Below are 22645 nucleotides of genomic sequence, written 5' to 3'. Positions count from 1 at the left end.
ATCAAAGAAGCTCATAAAAGAAGTTAGCAAATGCATAAGCTAATCTTTTTCGATCTTGAGGGCCCTCTTTCGCCGCAGGATAATGCATATGAGGTTATGGGATTGCTAAAAAATGGATATAAAATTTTCGAGGTTATCTCGCGCTATGATGATTTGCTAACTTTAGAAAAAAGGAAAAATTATGAGCCAGGCGATACTCTAGCACTAATAGCGCCTTTTTTAGTTTATCATAAAATTTCAAGTGCTGACATAAAAAAAATTTCTGAAAAAGCAGTTGTTATTGAAGGTGCTAAAGAATTAGTTGAAAATTTGTGCTCAAAAGGCTGGAATTGCTATATAATTTCTACATCTTACGAGCAGCATGCCTATAATATAGGTAGCAAGATAGGAATACCAAAAGAGAATACTGTATGCACAAAATTTCCAATTGATAGCTATTTAAAAGAATTTGAGAATGAAGATTTTTCTTTGGTTAGTGATATTGAGAACAAGATACTTGCACTTCATCCGCCAGAGTTTGAGAAAGACGAGAAAATAAAATCAATACTTGATAGCTTCTTTTTCAAAGATTTACTGGAAACGCCTTTGGGCAAAATAATAAAAAATACTCTCGTTATAGGTGGCGAAAGGAAGGTTGAGGCAGTCAAAAAAATAGTTGACAGTGCCAAAAAGAAGTTTGATGAAATTGTAGTTGTAGGCGATTCTATTACAGATTTCAAAATGCTCAAATTTATTAATGAAAACAAAGGACTGGCAATTGTATTCAATGGCAATGAATACGCAATACCATATGGTACAGTCGCAGTTGCTTCTACAAATATTTTTCACTTACTTCCCTTACTTACGAGTTGGGAGAAAAAAGGTAGAAAAGAGGTAGTGAGCCTTGCTAAAGAGCTTGAAAAGAGCTCTATAGAGCTTCCTTACTACCATTACTTAGGCAATAAAAAAAAGCTTGATGAAATAATCAAAATTCATAAAAATATTCGTAAAATAGTTAGAGGCGAAGCTGGTAAGCTAGGATAGTGTATGAAAAAAATAGATGTTATTGGCATAGGTGCGCTAAATTACGACCTCTTACTTAAAGTCGATAGAATTTTAGCGAAAGAAGACGAAATTTGCGCTGATGAAGAGCACTATTTGCCAGGAGGTTCTGCAGCTAATACTATCTACGGGTTAGCTAAGTTAGGATTAAAAACAGGTTTTGTCGGCTGTTTGGGTAAAGATATGGAAGGTAGAGAAATAATCCGGAATTTCAATTCGGTTGGAGTATGTGTGAAAGGTATTAAAATTTTAGAGAATAAGAGAACAGGCCTTGCATTAGCACTTGTAGATAGGTCTGGAAGAAGAGCTTTGTATATTTTACCTAGAGCGAACAACTTTTTAAGTCATATAAATCTAAATTATATCAAAAACGCGAAACTTCTTCACTTAACTTCATTTGCAAACTTAAAGCAGTTTGAGCTACAAAAAAAGATTGTAGAAAAATTACCTAACTTAGAAATAAGTTTCGCGCCAGGGGCGCTATACACAAGGTTGGGTCTTAAATGTTTGCTACCTATAATCTCAAAATGCAGTATTATTTTCTTAAATTATGAAGAGCTAAAAATGCTTACTCGTAAAAATTACTTGGATGGCTGTGATAAAATTATCAGCTCAGGCTGCAAAACAGTTGTTGTAACATTAGGCGAAAAAGGCTGTTATATCGCTGAAGCTACCGGAAAACATCATATCAAAGCAATAAAAACAAAAGTTCTAGACCTTACAGGTGCTGGAGATGCCTTTGCAGCAGGCTTTCTTTATGGATATCTGAAACGAAAATGTTTAGAAGAATGCGGTAAATTAGGAAATATAGTTGCAAGTTTTTGTATCTCTAAATTTGGCGCAAGAGAAGGATTGCCTAGTAAAAAAGAAATTAAGAAATTTTTACTGAGCAAAAAGTTATGACTGTAAATGAAGCTCTGTGCGAAGGCTGCGGTAGCTGCAGCTCTGCTTGCCCTTCATCCTCAATTAAAATGAACAATTTCACAGATAGACAGGTCTATGCGCAAGTAGAGGCGCTGAGTGGGTAAAGTAAAACTTCTCCCTCACGCTCTTTTCTCTTACCGAAAATATCTACGAGACCTGCTCTTATACCTGGCACGATACTCCACTTCGTGCCCCAGAACGTCTATTTTTGTCAAAGCAAATGGCTTTTCTGCAGGCTTTCTGTCAGCAAGGTCTGCAACAACAGCTTCTATAACTCTCTCTTTGGCAAGCTCTATAATTTCGCTCTTTACCTTAGACAGCCTTTCATCAATGACTGCGCTCAGCCTTTTCTCAATTTTCCTGCTACACGTTCTGCATTACACTCTTTACTATTTCTTCTACCGCATCTTTCAGTGGCATACCCATCACTTCCCACAGAATTTACAACTTTCTCCAGCCCTGCATTTTTCTTTGTTCTTGCAGACCCAGCAAAAGGGACAGAGGAGTGTATATCTTCCTTTCCAGCCCCACTTGCATTCCTTTTTTCTTTCCACAATCATTTACCCATTCCTACAATCTCCCGCCGCTCTTGATGAAAGTTATTATTTCCCTTTTCAGCTCTTCATAAGCAAACTGAGAATTGTAATTTTTTGCAATGTAATGTGCGTAACTCAGCAGCTTTTCACGCAGGTAATGTGTGATAATCACTGCTCCGTATTCTTTTTCAACGTCTGTTTTCGCTCTTTCTAGTATTTTGCAGAGAGTGCTCTCGTTATAACCTTCTGGAAGTTCCATACTTAATCTTATAATAGCTTTCTGATAAGTTAAGCTTTGTCTGTCTTACCCAGCTTTCTTCAGCTGCTTCTTATACATTTCTTCAATTTCTTTCGATGTAGTTGCATCTTCTGGCGCTTTATCTTTGCGCAATTTACCTGTAAATCTAGGGAATCTAATTGCAAGTCCAGAGCCTTTCCTTACCGCATTATATGCGCATGTATGAACAGGACTTAAGGTTATTTCTGCGCCCAAGACTTCTAATACATATTTCGGTACAAACCAGTAATCGGCTTTTATCTGAGAGCTAACTCTTGCATGAGGCTTGCTAATTACAGAATCTTTGAACATTTCAGGAAGTTTAAATAACGTTTCATCATCGAACCCTGAAGCTAATTTGCATACAGTCTCTAAGACATCTTTTTCTTTGTTATAGCAACCCATCAACAAAGCGCCATAAGTACCTGCTCTACGACCTTTGCCTACGAATGCGCCAACCGCAACTAAATCTACAGTATCTACCATTTCAGATTTGTAATCGCGCTTGTATTTTATCCACTGCCATCCTCTAGCACCAGCTCTATAAAAAGAATCCTCTTTTATAGATTTAGCTACAAGACCTTCGCAACCAGCTTCAACTGCTTTACAGAAAAAATCATCTATTTCTTCAATCTTGTCTGTAATAAGATATTCTGCAAATCTTATTTGCTCTGAGGGCGTTATTATTTTTTCCAGTATTTTTCGCCTTGCTAAATAACTTTCTTTTGTTAAATCTTTGCCATTCTCATATAAACAATCGAACAGGAACAGAACTACTGGATAGTCAGCGCTTGCTTCCTTAACTTCATACTTCCTACCTCTTCTATGAGCTACTTCTTGAAAAGGTAATAGCTCGTTGGTATTGATATTTACAGGCACGCATTCACCTTCCACTATTCCATTCTCAGATTTGAAAGAAACTTTTAAAGATTGTTGAAGATCAGGAAATTGCGCAGTAATATTTTCCAAATGCCTAGAAAAAAGCGATATTTTTTTGCCATCAATATGAGCTTGGATTCTTAGCCCATCGTATTTGTACTCGTAAACAGCTCTTCCGAGCTTCTCTATAATTTCCTTTACCGAGGTCAGCCTTTCTGCAAGCATCATTCTCACAGGTACACCTATTTTAATACTAACTTTTTTCACATCTTCAACGCCTTTCTCAGCCACAATCTTTGCTACGGTGCCTAAATCAGAGCATATATTGTATGCGCGTTCAAGCTCTTCACGCTCTTTTTTATCTGCAAATGCAATTGCAAGTGCATCTAAAATAGTCATATCTGCGATTCCCAATCTGAGCTTGCCCAATACGCTTCGTATAATGTACTTGGCTTCTTTAGGCTCTGAGTCGTGTAGCAGTTCTGCAATAAGCTTTATTTTGAGCTCTTGAGCTCCTGAGCCAGTAGCTTTAGCTATTTTTTCAAAATTGTTATAAACTCTTGTTACAGTTAAAGGTGTGAAGAAAAGCGCAGTTTGATGCCTCTTAGCTATGGTTTCAAATGCAGCAGTACCCAAATCGCCAGTCTTTTTCCAGATTTTTTCAAGCTCCTTCTCATTTATACCTGATGCAAATGCAAGCGCTTTTAAACAGAGCTTTTCACCGACGCCAAGCTCGATATTAACATAGTCTGGATAGAGCTTGCCTTGGGTAAGATATACAACTTTATCTATAATCTCGCTAGGGGTTGATTTGAAAAGCTCAACTAAATAGTCTGTCATTTCTAGCCTTTTAGTAGTAGCTTCTATTCTCTCGTAAACTCCAACTATTTCAGAATAGAGCATAGCTTTCAGATATCGAACAAAACCTGCACGTAGCAATCTTTTTCGTTTACTTCCAGCATATGATAGGTTACTGCTTTTATTTCCTTACCTACAAAATGCCTGTTGCGATCAAACTTCTCGCCCCAGACTTGAGCTCTTAAATTTTTTCTCTCCTTATCTAGTGCAACTCTAAATTTACCAAATAGAAAATTATTTGAGTCATGTAGATAAAGTAGTTTAGAAAGCCAATCTACGAGTAATTGCTCTAAGCTCTCAGCTTTAAGCTCTATTTTATACTCACCAGTAGTTTTCACTTTTTTAGTATCCGAAATTATATCGAACATAGCGAAAGCTGCGTTCTCAAAGCATTGATCTAAATTTTTACCGTAGGCTCTTATTGCTATATCAGCAGTATGCTCTATAAAGGAATATTTCTTCATTCTTCTTGTTTAGCAATCTGAGCTTTGAGAGTAGCTACATTTTTATAGGCAATAAAATAAATTATAAGAATCAAAATTTGCGCTATAAAATTAAAAATATTCATAGCATAGTAACTCACAAAGAGCAAGCCATGCGCTAGAAAAGAGCTGAATATAGTAGCGAAGCATAAATTTCTGCCCATCGTAGTTTCAAGTCCATACACCAAAGTTACGAGCACTAGAATCAAGCCGTAAGAGCTTATAAAACGAGCAATAAACTCAGCATCTGGCGAATAAGGCGAGTGATAAATAAGCATTGCAGTAATCCCAAGCAGCGCTATGAAAAAGCATATACTAAAAAGCACGCATCTTTTGTGAAGGTATGTGTAGTCGTTTCTGGTAAATACCATCAAGATGATTCCAAATATTATTAGCCATGATGCTAAGCCTATAAAAAGGGAAATAACGTAGCCTAGAATTATTAAGATAATTGCAATTTTAGCGCGCTCCATTTTTTTCCTACTTCCTTAACTCTCCTAGAGTTGTGATTCTTTCTGCAAAAGCATTATGCTTGTGAATGCTCTCTTCACTTTCGCTTCTTAACTCTACTACAACATCGTCAGGCAAGTAACTGTAATTTTTCAAAATTTTAGCTAATATATCTCTAACAATATCTTCTACAAATTTAGGATTGCGATGCGCTTGAAGCACAATTTTAGCCTCGTCCCTCTTCTTTAAAAGCTCGTAAGTAGGTGAGCTCATAGAGCTTTCTACCAATCTTATTAAGTCATTTGCCTCTATGTCATATTCCTCAGGAACTTCTATTATCAATCTAGAAACATTTCTTTGGTTGTGAGTAATTACAGGATATTTGCGCTTAGGCAGTAGCTCTCTTACAGCCTCAATTGCACAGGGGCATGCGCTCATACCTGTAACTTCCACGCCAATCGCTTTCTTTACTTCCTTGCCTCTTTCTGCAACAGCTCTCCCTATTAATGTATAATTCTCAGTGCTCAGAGCACCTGAAGGAGTTTTGCACTCTAAAAAATATTCAGCTTCCATTCTCACTTCACTTCTATTTGCATAATCATGCTTGCTAAGAAGCTGCTTAGCGATATTTGCGCATAGATTCTCCACTCCTTTTACAGGCTTCTCTATACTTCTATCTAAAATTTCGTTTACCGCCTCTATATTTCTAGACATGTGCACACCCTTTTTAGAAGCAGGCAAATCTACAAAAACATCTATATTAGCAGCTAAAGTAGTCAATTTACCACCTCTTTCCACAAACACAGGCTTTCTTACTCCTCTAATACCTACTCTTGTAAGCTTGAATCTTAGTGCGGGAACTTTGTTTTGTACGTCGACAGCCATTACTATCAATAAATAAATAAATGGTTACGTAGATTTATTACTATCGGTTGAATATGATAATTTCTAAAATCAGAATATTTGCTGACATTGGCAGAGCGCAGGGCATTACTGTAACTGCTAGCGTTGCAATATGCGGAGCTTTAAGCTCAAGTGCTGTTGTCCAATGGTACCATATAGTTTATTTTACCTTAATAGCTTGCTTTCTACATACAACTCTCAATACATACATTGCAAAAAACGATGTAAAATTAGATGCTTACACCTATTTGCCCGAGCGCAACCCTATAATTTCAGGAGAGCTCAGCGAGAGAGAGGCTTTAAGATATGTATGGTGCGGTAGCGCAGTTGGTTTTTTACTTATTATTCTGTTCTTTTTCATACCGAACTACAATTATCCATTTATCATTCTCACCCTGATAACCGCTCTGCTCGCTTTCTTCTGGCTTATCTGGTACGGCTGGAAAGGTAAATTCTACCTTTTTTCTTACGATTTGAGTTTCTCAGCTTCTTACAGCTTTTGTGTCCTCTTTGGCGTTTTTGCAGTTGGCGGCATGCCCACAATTTACACTTGGCTCTTTATAGGAGTAACTATTTTCGCAACTACTGCTTTCGCGCAGTGGGAAAATGGTCTTAAAGATGTCGAGGCTGATAGAAAAGCTGGAGTAAAAAGTTTTGCAGTAGCATTAGGAGTGAGGAGTTGCGAAAGACCAGGGCAGCATTATCTTGGTTATGGAATTGGCTTGAAATCATTGTTTCTCCTTTTCTGTTTCTTAGCTTTTTTAGAATGCAAAGATTATCGCTATCTAATATTCCTTTTAATTTACGCTATCCCTTCCCAAACATTTATTCTCTACCGTTTCGCAACGCTCTCAAAGCCTATAGAGCATCGTAAAACAATACTGCTTGACGTGACTCTTACAGGGATTTTAGTTTATTCTGTTATTTATGGAAAGGTAGGCATAACCTGGATTGGCTTTCTAATAATCTACCTTATTCTCGGCTATTTGATTGGCTCTTTAGTGCAGAAAAAATGTGAGTTTAAATTCAGAAGGTTTTATATACCAAAATAATATTATTTATATTGCAATGGCTGGAAGAGCTAGAACATTAGCACTGTTTATGCTGATGTTTGCGCTGTTTGCAGTTATAGGCTATTTGCTCGGGGGTTACTTTATTGAAGGAAACTGGCTCTTAGGCACAAGTATATTTTTAGTGCTTGCAGGCTTGATGAATGCTTTTGCTTATTTCTTCTCTGATAAAATTGTGCTTCGTTGCTATAGAGTGAAAATAGTTTCTGAGGCTGAGCAACCTAAGCTGCATAAGATTGTAAGCAATATTGCTCTAAAGGCAAACTTACCAAAGCCCAAGGTAGGTATTATGAAGACTGATACTCCCAACGCTTTTGCTACAGGCAGAAATCCTAAAAGAGCAGTTGTGGCTTGCACAACTGGTATGCTTGATGTGCTGAGTGATGAAGAGTTAGAAGGCGTTGTTGCGCATGAAATGGCTCATATAAAGGATAGGGATATACTTGTGATGACCGTAGCAGCTACTATTGCAGGAGCTATTGCTATTATTGCTCGTACAGTATGGTTTAGTATGTTCTTTGGGCGCGGTAGAAGAGAAGTCAATCCTCTAATTTTGCTTGCAGCTGCAATTACAGCGCCTATTGCTGCAATCCTCATCCAGCTTGCCATTTCAAGAGGTAGAGAATATAAAGCTGACTATGTGGGTGCAAAGACCATAATGAAGCCATGGGCTCTGGCTAACGCACTTGAAAAGCTAGAAGCAGGCAATAGAAGAAGACCTTTACAGTACGGCAATCCTGCATCTTCGTCACTTTTCATAGTCAATCCTTTTAGAGGTAGCGGATTTTCTGCGATTTTTTCAACGCATCCGCCGATAAAAGAAAGGATAAGGAGACTTAGGGAGATGGTGTTCTAAGAAATTATTTATTTTTACATCTCTCTGTTACCTTCTGAAGTGTATGAAATGAAAATAGTGCGCGAGGAATAGTTTTATTACTCTTTCTGATTATTTTTGTTTTTATGGTAGAGAAAAAGAGAATGAGACTCCAATGGCGCAGATTTAAATTAGCAACTGCAGGAATGATACTAGTTGCTTTCGTTGCGGTAGTATTACTATATGTCGGGATAATGACTCTGCTCGGTAATTCCTCTCTTGGCTATGTGATAATATTTTTTGGTATTTTGCTGTTTGTGGCTGTAGGATACGATGTCTATAGAATGTACGGATACTAAATAATTCTGATCGAGAACCCAATAGCTCTCACAGAATGCGTTAACATTCCTAAAGAAATAATATCCGCATACGTAGCATACTTGAAAATGTTCTTTGGTGTTATTCCACCTGAAATTTCTATCTTGATTTTTTTATCTATTTTTCTTATTGCCTCTGAAGCTTTTCTTGCATTGCTTGGTGAAAAGTTGTCAAGCATTATTATATCTGCATTGCATTTAGCAGCCTCAATAGCTTGCCCAATATTTTCCACTTCTATCTCAATCTCTTTTCTCAGCTTCTTAGCACGTTTAATGCACTCACTAACGCTTCCGACAATTCTTAAATGAGTTCCTTTAACCAAAATTCTATCATAAAGTCCGTATCTATGCGCCCAACCGCCTCCAAGCTGTATAGCTTTCTTTTCATAAAATCTAAATCCTGGGGTGGTTTTCCTAGTGCCTGCAATTATTAAATTTGGATTTATCTTCTTACATTTATCAATTAGCGCTTTGGTTAAAGTTGCAATTCCTGACATACGCATTAAGAAATTGAGCGCTGTTCTTTCAGCAGCTAAAATATCTTTTGCAAGACCTTCAAATTCTAAGACAGCGCTTCCTTTTTTAACCACCATGCCATCTCTGAACTTAGATCTCACTTCTACATTTACAAGTTCAAGTAATTTTTTAGCTTCTTCTAAGCCAGCAAGTACACAAGGTTCGTTTGCAATAATTATCGCACTTATTCTTTCATTGCTCAACAGAGCTTCTGAGGTTATATCACCTTTGCCAACATCTTCTTCTAAAAATTTTCTGAGTTTCATAACCTTAACCTGCGTATAAAATATAGAATTCAAGATATATATTTTCACCTATGTAGTCTTATAGTGTAAAAAGCAATTTATAATTCATTCAGCAGATGTTAGTAATTTCGTAGTAGAATCTGGAAGCGGTTATTTTGTTTATGTATCTCAACCGACGACTTGGATGAACAGTTAGCCTTTAAATCCTTTCGCTACTAGATAAACTTCGGAACTCCTTTTACGCTTGGCTTCAGGAACATAAATTTTCACAAATTCAAATTTAGATTTTAGTTTATTAATATAATCCTTTAGCAGTTCGCCTTGGAAAATTTTAGTCACAAAATTGCCTTTAGGCTCTAAAATCTTTTCTGCGAAGCTTAGAGCGCAATCGCATAAATGGACTGAGCGCATATGGTCTACAGAATAAGTTCCTGACATGCTAGGGCTTAAGTCTGCGATTACCACATCAGCTCTTCTCCTAAATGCAAGTACACTATCTATAACTTCTTTTTGCGTTATATCGCCTTTTATGAATTCTACGCCTTCAACAGGTACTATTTCTTTCAAATCTATTCCAAGCACAAACCCATTCGAGCCTACAAACTCTTTAGCCACCTGACTCCAGCCACCGGGGGCTGCACCTAGATCTATTACTACATTACCTTCTTTTATTACTTTGTACTTTTCATTAATCTGCAGGAGCTTGTAAGCAGCTCTGCTCCTATATCCCTCACGCTTCGCTTTTTTATAATAGTAATCCCTTTTGCGCTCTCTAAGCCATCTTGCCCTCATTACTAAAAATAATTAAATTCTACACTATTAAATACTTCTATTCCACTATTACTTTTAATCATGCCTTCTAAGAGGTTTCTCTTTTTACAATGACGAGTTTATAAAAAATGGCGTAATCACGGATTGGAAATACTGCGCTGATTACTAAAAAGTCAATCTTTTGCTTCACTCGGCGCCTTCATGATTAGGCTCGTAAGGATTGAATGCAGGGTCGCCGTGCAATAACACTTCTTCGTAAGTATCGTCATTAGCTCCGCCGCCGTCAGTGCCCTGATTCACTATAAACTTGTTTTTAGCGAGCATAAGTGCTGCGCCAGTAGGTAAATCATTAGGCTCGCATGGACCAGTAAATGGCGGAACTGGGTATTTGCTTTTGTCATAAATGTATCCACACATATGACCATACCAGTAAAGGGCCATCAAACTACCTAGCATTTCACCTGAAGTAGAATCAGGTGTAAAGAAAAGCGAGCCCCACATACTGCGAGTACCGCCTAAATAACAATTAAAGCCCGCATGCAGGAAAGCATGGCTCAAACAATTACGAGGATCTAAGCCATCTATTCTGCCTGTAACGCAGGAATCAGTCCATATAATTGAAGGTCCCCAGTTCATAAGTCTGACATGAGCTACATCGAAAGCTCCACCTGCACTTACTTCGAAATAGGGTGCAAAAGATCTTATCGCTGGCGGAACGTACCAGTAATAGAAGCCATGAGCGCATATGAATACGAAGTTAGCGGAGCCGTAATAAGGTGCAGCCTTTTGGCGCGCTCCCTGCGAACCTGTAAACTGTTCAGGCCACATATTTTGCCAGCCAAATCCAGAGTCTTGCCACATTTGTCCTAACTTTTGAGCAGCTGACTCAGCAGGGCCGACGGGCGGCTCAGTGCCTAGTGCGGTTACTGCAGAATCTTTCCATAACTCCGCAACTGTAGTGAGTGGTGTTGGGTCTGAAAGCTCATGCCTGCCATTCCATACACCCTTAAAATCTCTAATTATATCTTGATAGAAAAAAGTTCTTGCAAGTAATGCAGAAATATCTTGCACATCGAAGCCTGTTAATCTGCCATCTGCAAGCTCTAAACGAGGATAGCCACCATTCAATCCGAAAGGCGGCAGCTCTAAATCTGCATCTATATCGGCATAGATATTATCGCTTGGCACGCGGTAGCCTTCAATAGAGTCTTGTCCTAATCCTTTACTAGGATAATAATAATGAGGTATCATACTCGGATCTGCTATTATACCAATATAAGTGAAGTTGCGTCTCAGAGCTGTGCCTGCTTCGTCTAGTGGGTAGTAATAGTTTGCAAGTGCTATTATATCTTCATTGGTATTTGTTGGCATGCTGTTTGCAGGATCTGGCAATCTGGCAAGTAAAAGATTCAAATCTTTCTTTACCTCGCCAACCCTTCTATTTGTATGCTCGATCAGGTTTAAGTTTGCAGCCGGGTTGCTGGAATCCTCTATCGTCACATATGTATCATTGTAAATCATATAACTTGGTTTTGCAAGCACAACTCCTTTTCTATAGGCAGTAAGATAACCAGCAATAGAAGATGCAGCTTTTAATCTTGGATAAATATATGAATTTAACTTTTCTACAGTTACTTTTAGAGTGTACTCTGCATTCCAGTCTCCGCCAGGCCATCTATCGCTATCAGTAGGTATTTTCGCAAGCAGCTGAATTGCGTGTTGCTGTATATCATTGAATATTGGGAATTCGAAGTTGAGTTTGGCAACTTTTGATTTGGGCTGGCGATCTGAAGTAGGTATTGGATTTGGTGGTGTACTAGTGGCGTCTGCATCGCCAGTCGGGTCGCCGTCTAAGCCTTCAACGCTATAGGCTGGCGAACCGCAGAATACTTTGATTTTATCTTTTGTTTCGTCAAGAGCGCCGTCGCCATCGACATCGACACCGAAGAAGGCGTATATTCTAGCGCCTGCGTCATCGCCCCAATCTTCTCGTGAAATATCTAAACTTAACTCGACTTTTACATTTGCATATTTATAAGGAATATTTACTGGAAAACAAGGTCCTTCACCAAGCTCAGGTCTGCCAGGGTAAGCAGTTGCAGGTGAATGTTTTATAGTTCCAGTAGTATTAGGCACAGCCACAAAACTATCTGTGACTTCTTTTTCGTAAATATCTAATGGGTTTGCCATTGTGATATAGTTGACTTCACTACCCAACCGCTCCCTTACGATTTTTATCATCCAATCCTGCGCTTCTTCTACACTTGCGAATCTTTTCGTTTTACCGTAGCCTTCTACATTGCTTGAGCCTTGGCATACGATAGAATATTTAACTCCCAAGCTTTTGAGTGCGTCTCCAACAATAGAATCCATTTTATCGATTACAATTACAGGGATATTGAGATAGGAAGCAAAAGGCACTACTACTATTGCTTTGTTATAAGATTCATGGTTCGGCTCTACAATAACGACGCCATCGCTATGGCTCCAGAAATGTTTCGCTACGTTGAGTGAGATATCTTTAAGCGAGCCCTTGAATCCCATACCAGAATTATCAATGGTCGCGGTAGTAGGCTCTTCCCATCCCCTTTCATTAGAAGATAGAGTTGTAGGCACTTCACCAAGAGTTGCTACTCTAAGATTTCCATACATACTCAGAAATCTAATTACAGCTCTTGAAGGCTCATTAGGACGAACTACTAGTAAAGGAGAACCTTTTTGAGTTTGACCCTCGTAGTACAGCGCAATAGGTGTAGCTATAAGTGCAAGATATGGCTCGTGAGCAGTTACTAAAACAGGCATGTTCTCAATTCTTCGTGCTGATGCAGAGCCTAGAAGGTCATCTATGCTTGCAACACCTTTTTCGTAAGCTTTAGGCCACAAAGCCCATACACCAACGCCCACGATAACAATCACTAAGACTATGGCTATTATCTTCTTAGTTCTTTTTTTCATAGCGTATCAACCTTCTTTGTATAGCGCGTTATATAATATACCCTCCAGTGGATATATATTTTATGCGAAACGCCACTTCTCTTTTAGTGTAAAGTCAGGGGACATCTGCAACATTAGCTCCGAAACAGAGATTTTTACTTACGGTGATGGGGGCTATTCACCCAAGGGGCTTATAAATGAATATGATTTACCCAAAGGTTGCCTCTGGAGCGACAAATTCACTCGGAGGTTTCTTCAATCTCCCCTGGGTTTAAGGGGCGATGCGATGCCTTAGCTTTAGCTGTCGTCGTATTGAGGGGCTGGGGAGTGAAACGCCCCTCAGCTTATAAAAACGTTGCAAATGTTGCTTTACTTTACATTTAGAAATATTATTTAAATAGAAAAACAATTTTTATATCGAGAAAAGTGCTGTGTTTAGGAATTGAGGGGACTGCACATACAGTTGGAATAGGGATTACAGAAGCTAGAAAAATATTAGCTAATGTTTCTAAAGTATACATTCCAAAAGATGGTATTCATCCTCGTGAAGCTGCAAATGCGCATGCAAAAAATATCCTGCCTGTATTGCAAGAAGCTCTGAAAAAAGCAGACGTTGATATTAAAGAGCTAGAGTTAGTTGCTTTTTCACAAGGTCCTGGCTTAGGACCTTGCCTAAGAACAGTAGCTACTGCTGCAAGAGCTCTTTCGCTGAGCTTGAAAATACCAATAATTGGTGTGAATCATTGTATAGCGCATTTAGAGATTGGCAGAAGTTTAACTAAATGTAGAGATCCTGTTTTGCTATATGTCTCTGGAGGCAATACTCAAGTAATTTCATTTTCTAACTCAAAATATCGTGTATTTGGCGAGACTTTAGATATAGGTATTGGCAACCTGTTAGACAAATTTGGCAGAATTGTTGGCTTGCCTTTTCCTTGCGGACCTGAAATTGAGAGACAGGCTAAAAAAGGAACTAAACTTATAGATCTACCTTACTCTATTAAAGGTATGGATGTTGCCTTCTCCGGTATACTCACAGCCGCACTTCATCTAATTAATATTGAGAAGCTAGAAGATATTTGTTATTCATTACAGGAGACAACTTTTGCAATGCTTACAGAAGTTACTGAGAGGGCAATGGCGCACCTCGATAAAAAAGAGATTCTTTTAGGCGGCGGTGTTGCATGTAATAAAAGACTACAGGAAATGCTTGACGATATGTGCAAATCAAGGGGCGCGAAGCTCTTTGTACCTGCGCCGCAATTCTGTGTAGACAACGGTGCAATGATCGCCTTAACAGGTTTGCTGATGTATAAAAGTGGAATAAGAATGAAAATAGAGGACAGTGAAATAAAGCAGAGGTTTAGAACTGATGACGTAGATGTGAGGTGGAGATGATAGATAGTAGAGTAGTAAAACTGTTGGTTATCGCTTTCATACTTATCTCGTTTACAAACAGTTGGCAAACTACTTGCAACCACAGAATACAAACCCAGGCAAATATCCAAATCAAAAATTTTACATTTATTCTAATCGAAGGCTGGAATTTCATTAATTTACCTTTAAATACAAGTTATAAAAACGCGGCTCAGCTAGCTGATGCAATACCAAATTGTACACATATTGGTAGATGGAATTCTAGTTCACAAGTTTTGGATATTTACGCAAAAGGTGCTGAGGGTAATAATTTCAGGCTTGAGCTCGGTATTGGCTATTTTGTGTACTTAACCAGCAATGCAACGTTTAGTGTGGAGGGAACAGCAATTATAAATGTGAAAGTAAATTTAACGCTAGGTTGGAATTCTATAGGCTGGTTTAATGAAACTACTCTAGATGCAGAAACATTGGCAAAGAATATTCCAGACTGTAAAGCAGTAGCGTATTGGTCGACTGAGAAACAAAGATTTATTGTCCATCCTAGAGCAGTAAATATAAGTAACTTTAGCGTAGTGTGCGGTAATGGGTATCTTATTTATATAGAGCCGTTAGTGTGGGGCTGTAATCTGCACCCAGAGGCGCCAGATGCATGCTATAATATTACGAAAGCATGCGAAGCTTTTGAATATATTGCGAACTTAGGTTGTAGATTTGTTAGAACAGATTTCTGTTGGTATGATTTGGAACCCACTAACAATAATTGGAACGAGTCAATGATAAATTGGTATAATGAATATATAAACGCAGCGCGCACCTACGGCTTAGACGTGCTTGTGATTCTATATCGGTATCCACAATGGTCTGTAGATTTATATAATAGTAATAAAACGAAATTTTTTGAAGAGTTTGAGGAATATTGTGCTAAAGTAGCTTCCTTATACGGCGATAGAATTTATTATTATCAGTTATGGAATGAAGCAAACCATCCAACTGCTGACCCTATAGCGGCGGAAGATGACTGGAAGTTGTTTTACTACGCGAACAGAGGATTAGCTTTGTATGATAGTAACTATAAGAGCATTGTGAATATATTATGCAATACTCTCGGCTGGGAAGACGATTTGAATAATTGGCTGAGTAATGCAAAAGAATCTATTGATATTATAGGGATAGATCATTACCCAGGCACTTGGACTGCAACAGGCTACGATGATTGGTATCCCTTAGATGCATTAATAAATCGTATTACCAATCCTACAGATCCTTGTTACGGTAAAGAGGGTGCGATAATGGAGACAGGCTACTCCACGTATGTGATAGGGCATGCAGAACCGCAACAACAAGCTTTCATTAATACTGCCTTACCAATAGTTAAGGATAAAGTAAAAGCTCATAATCGCAACCATACAAATAAAATAATTCTAGCGAATTGGTATGAGTTAATTGATTCTAATAGTGGTGGTGGCGGAGATATAGAATATCATTTTGGAGTTTTATATACAGACAGAGCGAAGAAGCCAGCTTATGAAGACCTAGCTTATCAGATAAAAACATTTACTCAAATAGTTTTAAACTAGCCAGGTGATTTAAGATTATTTTACTGTTTCCTTTTTCTTAACCATAGCCCCTACAGCTACTATCACAGCTATTATTACAATTATCCCGATTATTCCATCGATCAAAAGCCAGTTCAGCTCCTCCTTTGGCGGTGCCGAAGTTGTTGCACTTATTTGTGTAGAGTAGGTAGATAGATTAACATTATCTACAACCTTGATTTTGAAGTAATACGTTGTGCCTGGAGATAAATCTGGGACTGTGTAGGTGTAGTGTTTCTGTCTGTTATTGTTGTGACAGGTATGAGATCCGAGAAATCTGCTTTTGGATATGTATATATCATTGTTAGAAGAGTTGTGAGACAGCTTTTATATCTTTATTTGATTAAAACGATCAACTAATCTCTACCACAATCTTGTTTCCCACCTTGCTTAACGCAACACTTTCATCTCCTTTTAGATGTAAACATTTTTCGAGATCAGAGGGTATTCTTAATATTATACCCCTTGCACTTCTTGACAGCTTTCTCTTTTTTCATTTTCCCACCTCGGTACCGGTTATTATAAACACAGTATCAAATTCATGATAGTAAACAAAAATAAGCTTCTTCAGCCCTTTTTTCTTACATATACTTCATATTTCCTCTTACCAACTTTATCAAGTTTGTACGCATTTTTTATCGCTTCCCTCAGCTCAACATAGTCCCAGCCCCATTTTCTCATCCACCGGTTCTTGAAATGCTTACTCACACTTATTTTACAGGACTCTATAAATATACAACAAAACAGCAATACTGGTGCAATAGATGCGAGAAATATTTTATAGAGCACGATGGTTTTGAGGGAATGACTTATCCAAAGGAGATCATAGCTAAGGCTCTCCATTTGCACGCTGATGGATTATCACTCAGTAAAATAAGAGATTATGTTTATCAGCATGAGGGCTACTATCTCTACGACAGCACTATTTTGTATTGGGTAAGAAAATATGCAGAGCTTCTCTCTAAATTTGAGAGAAAACTAAAGCCAAAGGTAAAGGGAAGAATACATACTGATGAAGTTCATGTTAAGGTAAAGGGCAAGAGTTACCGTCCGATTAACTCCATAGATAGTAAAACCAAGTACAACCTTGCTGTCACATTTACAGAACATAGAACTAAAGAAAAGTGCAGAGAGCACTTTAAAAAAACTATACGATAAAATAGGCGAGCAAGTCAAAGATAGATTGAGAGAAGAGGAAGATAAAAACCTCTGACAAAAGAGAATTGATAACTTTTGTTTCAGATAAGTTCGAAGGATATAGAATTGGTTTTAAACATTGGTTCTATAGATATGCGAAACTGATATTTGGCGTTCCCATTGCCTGCAAAAAATATGGTTTAGAACATATAACAACTCTACAGAGAGACACAACGAAGATTTCAAACAGAGATATAGGGCGACAAGAAGATTCAAAAGTGAACCAATGGGAGAAGCTTTTACAGAACTAAGAAGAATAGTGTATAATTTTGTTCGTACGCATCAAGGTATCAACACAACGCCTGAGATAGCTGCCGAAGTAAATCTCCCGTTGGGCAGAAATAGATTATTGGGTCTTATTATTTTTTAATTTTATATCGACAATAACAAAATAAGGGCTATTATCTAGGTATGTTGCTAATTTCGAGGAATATCCTTCTATTTTAAAAAAACAGCTTTTATATCTTTATAATTTGATTATAAACTCATGCTCCTTAAGCGCGGTGCAGAAGCAGAAATTCATCTTACCACTTGGCTCAATAAGAAAGCAATTGCTAAGTGGCGTGTGCCTAAACTCTACAGGAATAAGAAAATAGATGATAAATTAAGAAAAAGTAGAACTAAATCAGAGTCAAGACTTATTAGCGAGGTAAAGAAATATGCTGTTTGCACTCCTATTATCTACGAAATAGATTCTGATGAGTGCTTGATAATAATGGAATATCTTCAAGGCGAGCGGGTAAAAGATATTCTTGATAATATTGATGATAAAAAAAGAGAATTTATCTGTTCAAAAATTGGTGAAGCGGTTGCGAAACTTCATTCTAACGGAATTATTCATGGCGATTTGACTACCTCAAATATGATTCTTTTTAATAAAAAAATATTTTTTATTGATTTCGGGCTTGGCGAAAAGAGCAAAGAGTTAGAGGCGCAGGGTGTAGATTTGAAGGTGCTACTTGAAGCGTTCAAAAGCGCTCATTCTGAGGTTGAGCATTCGTTTAAATGGGTTCTAGAGGCTTATAAAAAGAACTACAAGCATGCAGAGCTTGTAATAAAGAAGATGCATGAGATTGCAGCGCGAGGTAGGTATACTTGACGCTCTATTTCGTTACCTCAAACCTAAACAAGTTCAGAGAAGTAAAAAACGAGTTAGAGAAGTTAGGCGTGGTAGTGGTACAAAAGGCTCTTAGTTATCCTGAGCTCCAAGCAGATTCTCCAGAAGAAGTAGTAAAAGCTGCACTTAGAACTATAGCCCTACTTGAACCTTTCATTATTGAAGATGCAGGCCTCTTTATCAGAGCGCTGAATAACTTTCCCGGAGTTTATTCTTCGTTTGTTTTCAAAACTCTTGGCTGTGACGGCATTCTTAAACTGCTCAAAGGAAAAAAAGATAGGTACGCAGAGTTTAGGTCTGTAATTGGATTGAAAATGGGGAATTCTAAAAAGATATTTACTGGTGTTTGTAAAGGTGAAATATCAACCTGCGCTAAAGGTCATGGCGGCTTTGGCTACGACCCTATATTCATTCCAAATGGCAAGAAGAAAACATTTGCTGAAATGAGCATTAAAGAAAAAAACAGATGTTCGCATAGGGGTAAAGCAGTGCAAAAACTCGGCTCTTATCTGAAAGGTTTGAGACTGTCTCATTATAGGGATAGCTTTTGGAATGAAGGTAGCTAGAAAACGCAACCTTTAGAGTAGGTAGAACAAGCAAAAACCAACTTGCATAGCGATCAGCATGAAATACATGTGCTTCCAGACCGGGGTATTTTCAAATTTTTTATCAGGCACATCCGCGTACTTCCAAAGTAAAAATACAATATAAGTACCCCATATCGAAAGTAATGCCAGCCAGATAGTATTTTGTGCAAGCAATCCTAGCTGTATACATATCGGTATTAGTGCAAAAGGGAATACAAAGAAAGGCGCTGAAAAAGCAATAGCTTTGCTCCTTCCATAGACTACAGGTAAAGTTCTTATATTGTATTGTCTGTCCCCAACTACATCAGGAAAATCTTTTGTTGTAGTAGCTCCTATAAGATAGATGAACATAATACTTCCAATTACCCAAGGTACAAGATTATTAATACTCCCAAAAATACACCATCCTGCTACAAAGCCCAGCAGGCCTCTTCCCAAACCAATTGCAATATTAGATGTAAAAAGCCTTTTCTTCAGTCTTACAGGCTCTATAGAATATATTACAGTCAAGCACATTACTGCTAATACCACTCCTCCAAATGCAAAATTAATCAGGCATGCTCTGAACAATATGAAAAGGTATAGAATATACGCAATAGTTCTTGCTTCATCTACAGTTACAATTCCAGAAGGTATTGGGCGATAAGGCTTGTTAATTGAGTCTATTTCTGCATCGCAAGCTTGATTTAAAGCATTACTTGCGCCATTTACCATCACAATTGTGGCTACACCATGCACTAAAAGAATTAGGTCAATATCCCAAATATTTGAATAGCTATGGCTATAAGCTATAAGAGCACTACTAATGCCACCTATTGCAGGAGCTAATAGAGTAAAAGGTCTTAGAAGGTCTAGAAATCCGCGTAACTTCTTGGGCGCGTATTTTACTTTGTCCCATGGCTCTTTTCCAAATATTTTTACCATTAGCTTTCGAATATTACTAGCTCTTTCTCGAGCATTTTCAGCTCTCTCTCACTAATAGTTTTAGACGCTAACGGCAATAGTAGCACAGCGTTATAAATTGCAATTTGATCTTTAGTAATTTGCAAGAATTTTAGTACTGACTTGAAGCTGTTATTAGCGAGTAGGTACTCTACTCCTGCAAGCAGTACAAATGCATTCTTTGCTTTTTTGATAAAGCTCACAAGCTCGTAATAGAGTTTTGAAAGCTCTTCAGGAGCTATTGCATATTCTTTTTCTGCGTCTGTAAGCCAAAGTATGGGTATGCCACAAAGCTCCTTATAGCGACTTCTGAGCTTTTCTGGATAGTCTCTGGTAACTAGCAGGCCACAATAGTTATTGGTTATAGCATCCATAAATATATCATAACCTTTTGCTGTGTTTTCATCTCTCAGTAAATAGCTGCATCCCCGCTCTAACTTATATCTTGGGCCCTCCTTCCTAGATACTTTTATTCTAACAGGCTTGAGATACTCATAGATAGGAATCAAGTGGAATACGCAACACTCAAAGCCTTTAGTGACGCATTCCTTTTCATAGCAATAGAATTTTTTAGCCAGTAATTTATCAGCTATACCATTAATATAGCCTTTAATAAAATCGCAATATTCACCTTTAGTATGATATTCTTCAGTTTCGAATTTAACTACAAGCTCTTCATCAACAATTGAGCTTGCATAAGCTCTTCCTAATCCTATCTCAGCCCATAAAGTTTCTAAAATTTCCACAAGATCTTCTAATTTTTTGCATTGCACATCTATTTTCTCGCTAAGCTCCTCGCCACATCTATATCCGTAGCGCTCCAGTATAAATTTAGTTTCTTTATCGCCTATAGTTATTCTTAGCTCGTCTTTGAGACTTTTTAGTGCATTTCCAGGCATAACAAAGAAAGATAGTTTTTTATCTATCATTTTATATCCCAATAACCGACTTAGCAATTGTTAGAAAAGCTTCTTCCACATTTTCACCTATTTTAGCACTTGTGAAGTAATATTTAGCATTGATTTCGGAGCTGAGCTTTTTAAGCTCTTCAGGAAAATATCTTTTTAAGTCTACTTTGTTGACTATCAACACTACAGGCACAATGCCTACAACTTCAAATAGCGATGAGCACCAAGAGCGCATGTGCTCTATAGTCTCTGCTCTTGTAATATCACTTACTATTAAAGCGCCTGAAGCGCCACGATAATAGACAGAATGTAATTTTTCAAATTTTTTCTGCCCTAATATATCGTAGATAAGAAGCGTAATCTTTTCTTCACTATTTATAGAAATAGTTTTTTTCGTTACTTTAGTACCAATTGTAGCAATGTATTTATCTTCAAATACATCGTAGACATATCTTCTGATGAGCGAAGTTTTACCCACAGCGCCATCACCAAGCAAACAGATTTTTTTAACGTATGTTGCCATTGATTTAAAAATTGTTCACTGACTATTTAATGTTTCTGTAGATTGTGGGGAGGAATTGGTGATATAAGCGTAAAAAGGCCCTTTCCTTCTCAAAATATATCTTATAAGCCTACAAACTTAACTCAGTTATCGTATGGACTTAATTTATTCTTTATCAAAAATAAAAATAACTTTTGACCTTTCCTTTATATTTGCTATAAGCCTACAAAATTAACAAAATAAACTTCAAAGCTTTATAGGACAAAAAGAGATAATTTTAAATATAAAAAAGAACAATCTGTTTACAGGGATGGGATATGACTAAAGTAGCGATTTATACAAGGGTAAGTACTGAGGATCAAGCAAAAGAAGGTTTTTCTTTAGATGCGCAATTAACTTCGTTGCGAAAATATTGTGAAGCTAAAGGCTGGGAAATTGTAAAAGAATATGTGGACGATGGTCATTCAGGCAGAAATATAAAAAGACCTGCCTACCAGCAAATGATGCAAGAAAAAGACTTATGGGATATGATTCTTGTAATGAAAATGGATCGCATCCATCGCAACTCAAGAAATTTTATGGATATGATGGATAATCTAAGAAAATGGAATAAGGAATTTACTAGCATGCAGGAATCTTTAGATACAAGTACTGCAATAGGCAGATTTGTTGTGGATATAATACAGAGAATTGCGCAGCTTGAAAGCGAGCAGACAGGTGAGAGAGTTTATACTGGAATGAGGCAGAAGGCAGAAACTGTTGGCGGAATTTTAGGATTTAATATTCCGTATGGTTATGATTACAAAAACGGAAAACTTACAATAAATGATAATGAAGCAAGGATAGTAAAGAAAATTTTTAGTGATTACTTGAATGGAGCAAGTATGGGAAAAGTTGTATCTGATCTAAATAGTTCAAAAATCCCAACGAAGTTTGGTAAAAAATGGGGTAAGCAGACAATATCTACAATTTTGAAGAATCCAATTTATTGTGGATATATGGAATGGGAGGATATTATAAAAAGGGGGACACATCTACCTATTATTGCCAAAGAAAGTTTCAATAGAGTTCAAGAAATTATGCTAATGCGTACAAAAAAGCCGGGTAAAAAGCAAAAAATACATTTAAAATGACAGCACACAAGTCAACTACGGTGAGCCGTAATTGACGTGAAAAAAAGACTAAGCTAATAAAAAGATTAATATTTTTTTTAAAATCAAGTAAAGCCCACCCACCTACACCCCTAGATTAGGTGGTAGCACAGGTTCTATATTTATCAAATCAACATAAGACAAAAATTCCACTATCACAAACTGTTCACTATTACAGAATGGACAACGATA

At 37.5% G+C, this 22645-nt stretch carries 25 protein-coding genes; 13 read left to right on the top strand and 12 right to left on the bottom strand.

The features are described from left to right. The first annotated feature begins 30 nt into the window (after positions 1-30). From QMD21_02465 to QMD21_02455, 3 genes are read left to right on the top strand one after another with little or no spacing between them, the layout of a single operon-like run. Positions 31-1023, top strand: coding sequence for a hypothetical protein (locus tag QMD21_02465; GenBank protein ID MDI6855635.1), 993 nt, complete (start codon positions 31-33; stop codon positions 1021-1023). A gap of 3 nt (positions 1024-1026) precedes the next feature. Further along, the gene (locus QMD21_02460) at positions 1027-1944 is read left to right on the top strand and encodes a carbohydrate kinase family protein (protein MDI6855634.1); all 918 of its coding nucleotides are present in this window, start codon (positions 1027-1029) and stop codon (positions 1942-1944) included. Further along, positions 1941-2069, top strand: a complete 129-nt coding sequence (locus QMD21_02455) for a 4Fe-4S binding protein (protein MDI6855633.1) — start codon at positions 1941-1943, stop codon at positions 2067-2069. Before QMD21_02460 ends, QMD21_02455 begins: the two co-directional genes overlap by 4 nt. A gap of 236 nt (positions 2070-2305) precedes the next feature. Here QMD21_02455 and QMD21_02450 read toward each other — a convergent pair whose 3' ends face one another. Genes QMD21_02450 through mptA form a run of 6 tightly spaced genes read right to left on the bottom strand, consistent with a single transcriptional unit; the run spans position 2306 to position 6332 of the window. Further along, on the bottom strand, positions 2306-2521 hold the full coding sequence (locus tag QMD21_02450; GenBank protein MDI6855632.1) for a hypothetical protein: 216 nt from the start codon (positions 2519-2521) through the stop codon (positions 2306-2308). A gap of 14 nt (positions 2522-2535) precedes the next feature. Next, a complete protein-coding gene (locus tag QMD21_02445; protein ID MDI6855631.1) occupies positions 2536-2760 on the bottom strand; it encodes a hypothetical protein in 225 nt (74 codons plus the stop codon). Positions 2761-2805: 45 nt separating this feature from the next. Further along, positions 2806-4560, bottom strand: a complete 1755-nt coding sequence (locus QMD21_02440; GenBank protein MDI6855630.1) for an ATP-dependent DNA ligase — start codon at positions 4558-4560, stop codon at positions 2806-2808. A 5-nt stretch (positions 4561-4565) separates the two neighbouring features. Continuing rightward, the gene (locus QMD21_02435) at positions 4566-4979 is read right to left on the bottom strand and encodes an archease (protein MDI6855629.1); all 414 of its coding nucleotides are present in this window, start codon (positions 4977-4979) and stop codon (positions 4566-4568) included. Next, a complete protein-coding gene (locus QMD21_02430; protein ID MDI6855628.1) occupies positions 4976-5470 on the bottom strand; it encodes a hypothetical protein in 495 nt (164 codons plus the stop codon). The genes QMD21_02435 and QMD21_02430 overlap by 4 nt, the downstream gene beginning before the upstream one ends. 7 nt (positions 5471-5477) lie before the next feature. Beyond that, positions 5478-6332 (bottom strand): GTP cyclohydrolase MptA, encoded by an 855-nt coding sequence (mptA, locus tag QMD21_02425; GenBank protein ID MDI6855627.1) that lies wholly within the window; start codon positions 6330-6332, stop codon positions 5478-5480. A 53-nt stretch (positions 6333-6385) separates the two neighbouring features. Here mptA and QMD21_02420 point away from each other — a divergent pair, with 53 nt between their 5' ends. From QMD21_02420 to QMD21_02410, 3 genes are all read left to right on the top strand, one after another. Continuing rightward, a complete protein-coding gene (locus QMD21_02420; protein ID MDI6855626.1) occupies positions 6386-7402 on the top strand; it encodes a UbiA family prenyltransferase in 1017 nt (338 codons plus the stop codon). Beyond that, positions 7365-8276, top strand: a complete 912-nt coding sequence (locus tag QMD21_02415) for a M48 family metalloprotease (protein MDI6855625.1) — start codon at positions 7365-7367, stop codon at positions 8274-8276. The genes QMD21_02420 and QMD21_02415 overlap by 38 nt, the downstream gene beginning before the upstream one ends. A 104-nt stretch (positions 8277-8380) precedes the next feature. After that, positions 8381-8593 (top strand): hypothetical protein, encoded by a 213-nt coding sequence (locus QMD21_02410; protein MDI6855624.1) that lies wholly within the window; start codon positions 8381-8383, stop codon positions 8591-8593. Here the strand turns inward: QMD21_02410 and nadC are convergent. The 3 genes from nadC to QMD21_02395 all read right to left on the bottom strand — a co-directional run bounded on the left by nadC (position 8590) and on the right by QMD21_02395 (position 13098). After that, positions 8590-9393 carry a carboxylating nicotinate-nucleotide diphosphorylase gene (gene nadC, locus QMD21_02405; protein ID MDI6855623.1) on the bottom strand — a complete coding sequence of 268 codons (804 nt, stop codon included), beginning with the start codon at positions 9391-9393 and terminating at the stop codon, positions 8590-8592. The two genes, QMD21_02410 and nadC, sit on opposite strands and share 4 nt — an antisense overlap. A gap of 171 nt (positions 9394-9564) precedes the next feature. After that, complete coding sequence (locus QMD21_02400) at positions 9565-10164, bottom strand: RlmE family RNA methyltransferase (protein ID MDI6855622.1); 600 nt, start codon at positions 10162-10164, stop codon at positions 9565-9567. Positions 10165-10329: 165 nt separating this feature from the next. Continuing rightward, on the bottom strand, positions 10330-13098 hold the full coding sequence (locus QMD21_02395) for a hypothetical protein (protein ID MDI6855621.1): 2769 nt from the start codon (positions 13096-13098) through the stop codon (positions 10330-10332). A 405-nt stretch (positions 13099-13503) separates the two neighbouring features. On the opposite strand from QMD21_02395, the gene QMD21_02390 reads away from it, so the two are divergent. The 6 genes from QMD21_02390 to QMD21_02365 all read left to right on the top strand — a co-directional run bounded on the left by QMD21_02390 (position 13504) and on the right by QMD21_02365 (position 18929). Further along, positions 13504-14475: a bifunctional N(6)-L-threonylcarbamoyladenine synthase/serine/threonine protein kinase gene (locus tag QMD21_02390; GenBank protein MDI6855620.1), complete on the top strand. Its 972-nt coding sequence runs from the start codon at positions 13504-13506 to the stop codon at positions 14473-14475. Beyond that, positions 14472-16031: a family 1 glycosylhydrolase gene (locus QMD21_02385; GenBank protein ID MDI6855619.1), complete on the top strand. Its 1560-nt coding sequence runs from the start codon at positions 14472-14474 to the stop codon at positions 16029-16031. Before QMD21_02390 ends, QMD21_02385 begins: the two co-directional genes overlap by 4 nt. A 714-nt stretch (positions 16032-16745) precedes the next feature. Next, positions 16746-17207, top strand: coding sequence for a hypothetical protein (locus tag QMD21_02380; protein ID MDI6855618.1), 462 nt, complete (start codon positions 16746-16748; stop codon positions 17205-17207). Positions 17208-17472: 265 nt separating this feature from the next. Then, positions 17473-17616: a hypothetical protein gene (locus QMD21_02375; GenBank protein MDI6855617.1), complete on the top strand. Its 144-nt coding sequence runs from the start codon at positions 17473-17475 to the stop codon at positions 17614-17616. Positions 17617-17733: 117 nt separating this feature from the next. Beyond that, entirely contained in the window at positions 17734-18345 is a 612-nt protein-coding gene (locus QMD21_02370) for a KEOPS complex kinase/ATPase Bud32 (GenBank protein MDI6855616.1), read from the top strand. Continuing rightward, positions 18342-18929 (top strand): XTP/dITP diphosphatase, encoded by a 588-nt coding sequence (locus QMD21_02365; GenBank protein ID MDI6855615.1) that lies wholly within the window; start codon positions 18342-18344, stop codon positions 18927-18929. The genes QMD21_02370 and QMD21_02365 overlap by 4 nt, the downstream gene beginning before the upstream one ends. Positions 18930-18941: 12 nt before the next feature. Here the strand turns inward: QMD21_02365 and QMD21_02360 are convergent, their stop codons facing one another. The 3 genes from QMD21_02360 to QMD21_02350 are packed head-to-tail and all read right to left on the bottom strand — an operon-like array spanning position 18942 to position 21323. Further along, positions 18942-19874, bottom strand: coding sequence for a UbiA family prenyltransferase (locus QMD21_02360; protein MDI6855614.1), 933 nt, complete (start codon positions 19872-19874; stop codon positions 18942-18944). Continuing rightward, entirely contained in the window at positions 19874-20821 is a 948-nt protein-coding gene (locus QMD21_02355) for a DUF835 domain-containing protein (protein MDI6855613.1), read from the bottom strand. The genes QMD21_02360 and QMD21_02355 overlap by 1 nt, the downstream gene beginning before the upstream one ends. Position 20822: 1 nt before the next feature. Then, on the bottom strand, positions 20823-21323 hold the full coding sequence (locus QMD21_02350; protein MDI6855612.1) for a Rab family GTPase: 501 nt from the start codon (positions 21321-21323) through the stop codon (positions 20823-20825). Positions 21324-21619: 296 nt separating this feature from the next. Between QMD21_02350 and QMD21_02345 the strand changes: the two genes are divergently transcribed. Continuing rightward, positions 21620-22435 carry a recombinase family protein gene (locus QMD21_02345; GenBank protein ID MDI6855611.1) on the top strand — a complete coding sequence of 272 codons (816 nt, stop codon included), beginning with the start codon at positions 21620-21622 and terminating at the stop codon, positions 22433-22435. Positions 22436-22645 lie beyond the last annotated feature (210 nt).

Source organism: Candidatus Thermoplasmatota archaeon, assembly GCA_030018475.1.
In the GTDB taxonomy this organism is placed as follows: Archaea; Thermoplasmatota; JASEFT01; order JASEFT01; family JASEFT01; genus JASEFT01.
Note: the sequence above shows the minus strand (reverse complement) of the source record. Positions and strands in the feature narration are given on the sequence as shown.

What these genes read in the sequence shown, in the direction of transcription:
- QMD21_02460 (MDI6855634.1), top strand. Translation starts at nt 1,027, where the DNA reads ATGAAAAAAATAGATGTTATTGGCATAGGTGCGCTAAATTACGACCTC.
- QMD21_02370 (MDI6855616.1), top strand. Translation starts at nt 17,734, where the DNA reads ATGCTCCTTAAGCGCGGTGCAGAAGCAGAAATTCATCTTACCACTTGG.
- nadC (MDI6855623.1), bottom strand. Translation starts at nt 9,393, where the DNA reads ATGAAACTCAGAAAATTTTTAGAAGAAGATGTTGGCAAAGGTGATATA.
- QMD21_02345 (MDI6855611.1), top strand. Translation starts at nt 21,620, where the DNA reads ATGACTAAAGTAGCGATTTATACAAGGGTAAGTACTGAGGATCAAGCA.
- QMD21_02380 (MDI6855618.1), top strand. Translation starts at nt 16,746, where the DNA reads ATGCTTACTCACACTTATTTTACAGGACTCTATAAATATACAACAAAA.
- QMD21_02375 (MDI6855617.1), top strand. Translation starts at nt 17,473, where the DNA reads ATGGGAGAAGCTTTTACAGAACTAAGAAGAATAGTGTATAATTTTGTT.
- QMD21_02350 (MDI6855612.1), bottom strand. Translation starts at nt 21,323, where the DNA reads ATGGCAACATACGTTAAAAAAATCTGTTTGCTTGGTGATGGCGCTGTG.
- QMD21_02455 (MDI6855633.1), top strand. Translation starts at nt 1,941, where the DNA reads ATGACTGTAAATGAAGCTCTGTGCGAAGGCTGCGGTAGCTGCAGCTCT.
- QMD21_02420 (MDI6855626.1), top strand. Translation starts at nt 6,386, where the DNA reads ATGATAATTTCTAAAATCAGAATATTTGCTGACATTGGCAGAGCGCAG.
- QMD21_02445 (MDI6855631.1), bottom strand. Translation starts at nt 2,760, where the DNA reads ATGGAACTTCCAGAAGGTTATAACGAGAGCACTCTCTGCAAAATACTA.
- QMD21_02395 (MDI6855621.1), bottom strand. Translation starts at nt 13,098, where the DNA reads ATGAAAAAAAGAACTAAGAAGATAATAGCCATAGTCTTAGTGATTGTT.
- QMD21_02440 (MDI6855630.1), bottom strand. Translation starts at nt 4,560, where the DNA reads ATGCTCTATTCTGAAATAGTTGGAGTTTACGAGAGAATAGAAGCTACT.
- QMD21_02360 (MDI6855614.1), bottom strand. Translation starts at nt 19,874, where the DNA reads ATGGTAAAAATATTTGGAAAAGAGCCATGGGACAAAGTAAAATACGCG.
- QMD21_02465 (MDI6855635.1), top strand. Translation starts at nt 31, where the DNA reads ATGCATAAGCTAATCTTTTTCGATCTTGAGGGCCCTCTTTCGCCGCAG.
- QMD21_02400 (MDI6855622.1), bottom strand. Translation starts at nt 10,164, where the DNA reads ATGAGGGCAAGATGGCTTAGAGAGCGCAAAAGGGATTACTATTATAAA.
- QMD21_02355 (MDI6855613.1), bottom strand. Translation starts at nt 20,821, where the DNA reads ATGATAGATAAAAAACTATCTTTCTTTGTTATGCCTGGAAATGCACTA.
- QMD21_02430 (MDI6855628.1), bottom strand. Translation starts at nt 5,470, where the DNA reads ATGGAGCGCGCTAAAATTGCAATTATCTTAATAATTCTAGGCTACGTT.
- QMD21_02410 (MDI6855624.1), top strand. Translation starts at nt 8,381, where the DNA reads ATGGTAGAGAAAAAGAGAATGAGACTCCAATGGCGCAGATTTAAATTA.
- QMD21_02435 (MDI6855629.1), bottom strand. Translation starts at nt 4,979, where the DNA reads ATGAAGAAATATTCCTTTATAGAGCATACTGCTGATATAGCAATAAGA.
- QMD21_02385 (MDI6855619.1), top strand. Translation starts at nt 14,472, where the DNA reads ATGATAGATAGTAGAGTAGTAAAACTGTTGGTTATCGCTTTCATACTT.
- mptA (MDI6855627.1), bottom strand. Translation starts at nt 6,332, where the DNA reads ATGGCTGTCGACGTACAAAACAAAGTTCCCGCACTAAGATTCAAGCTT.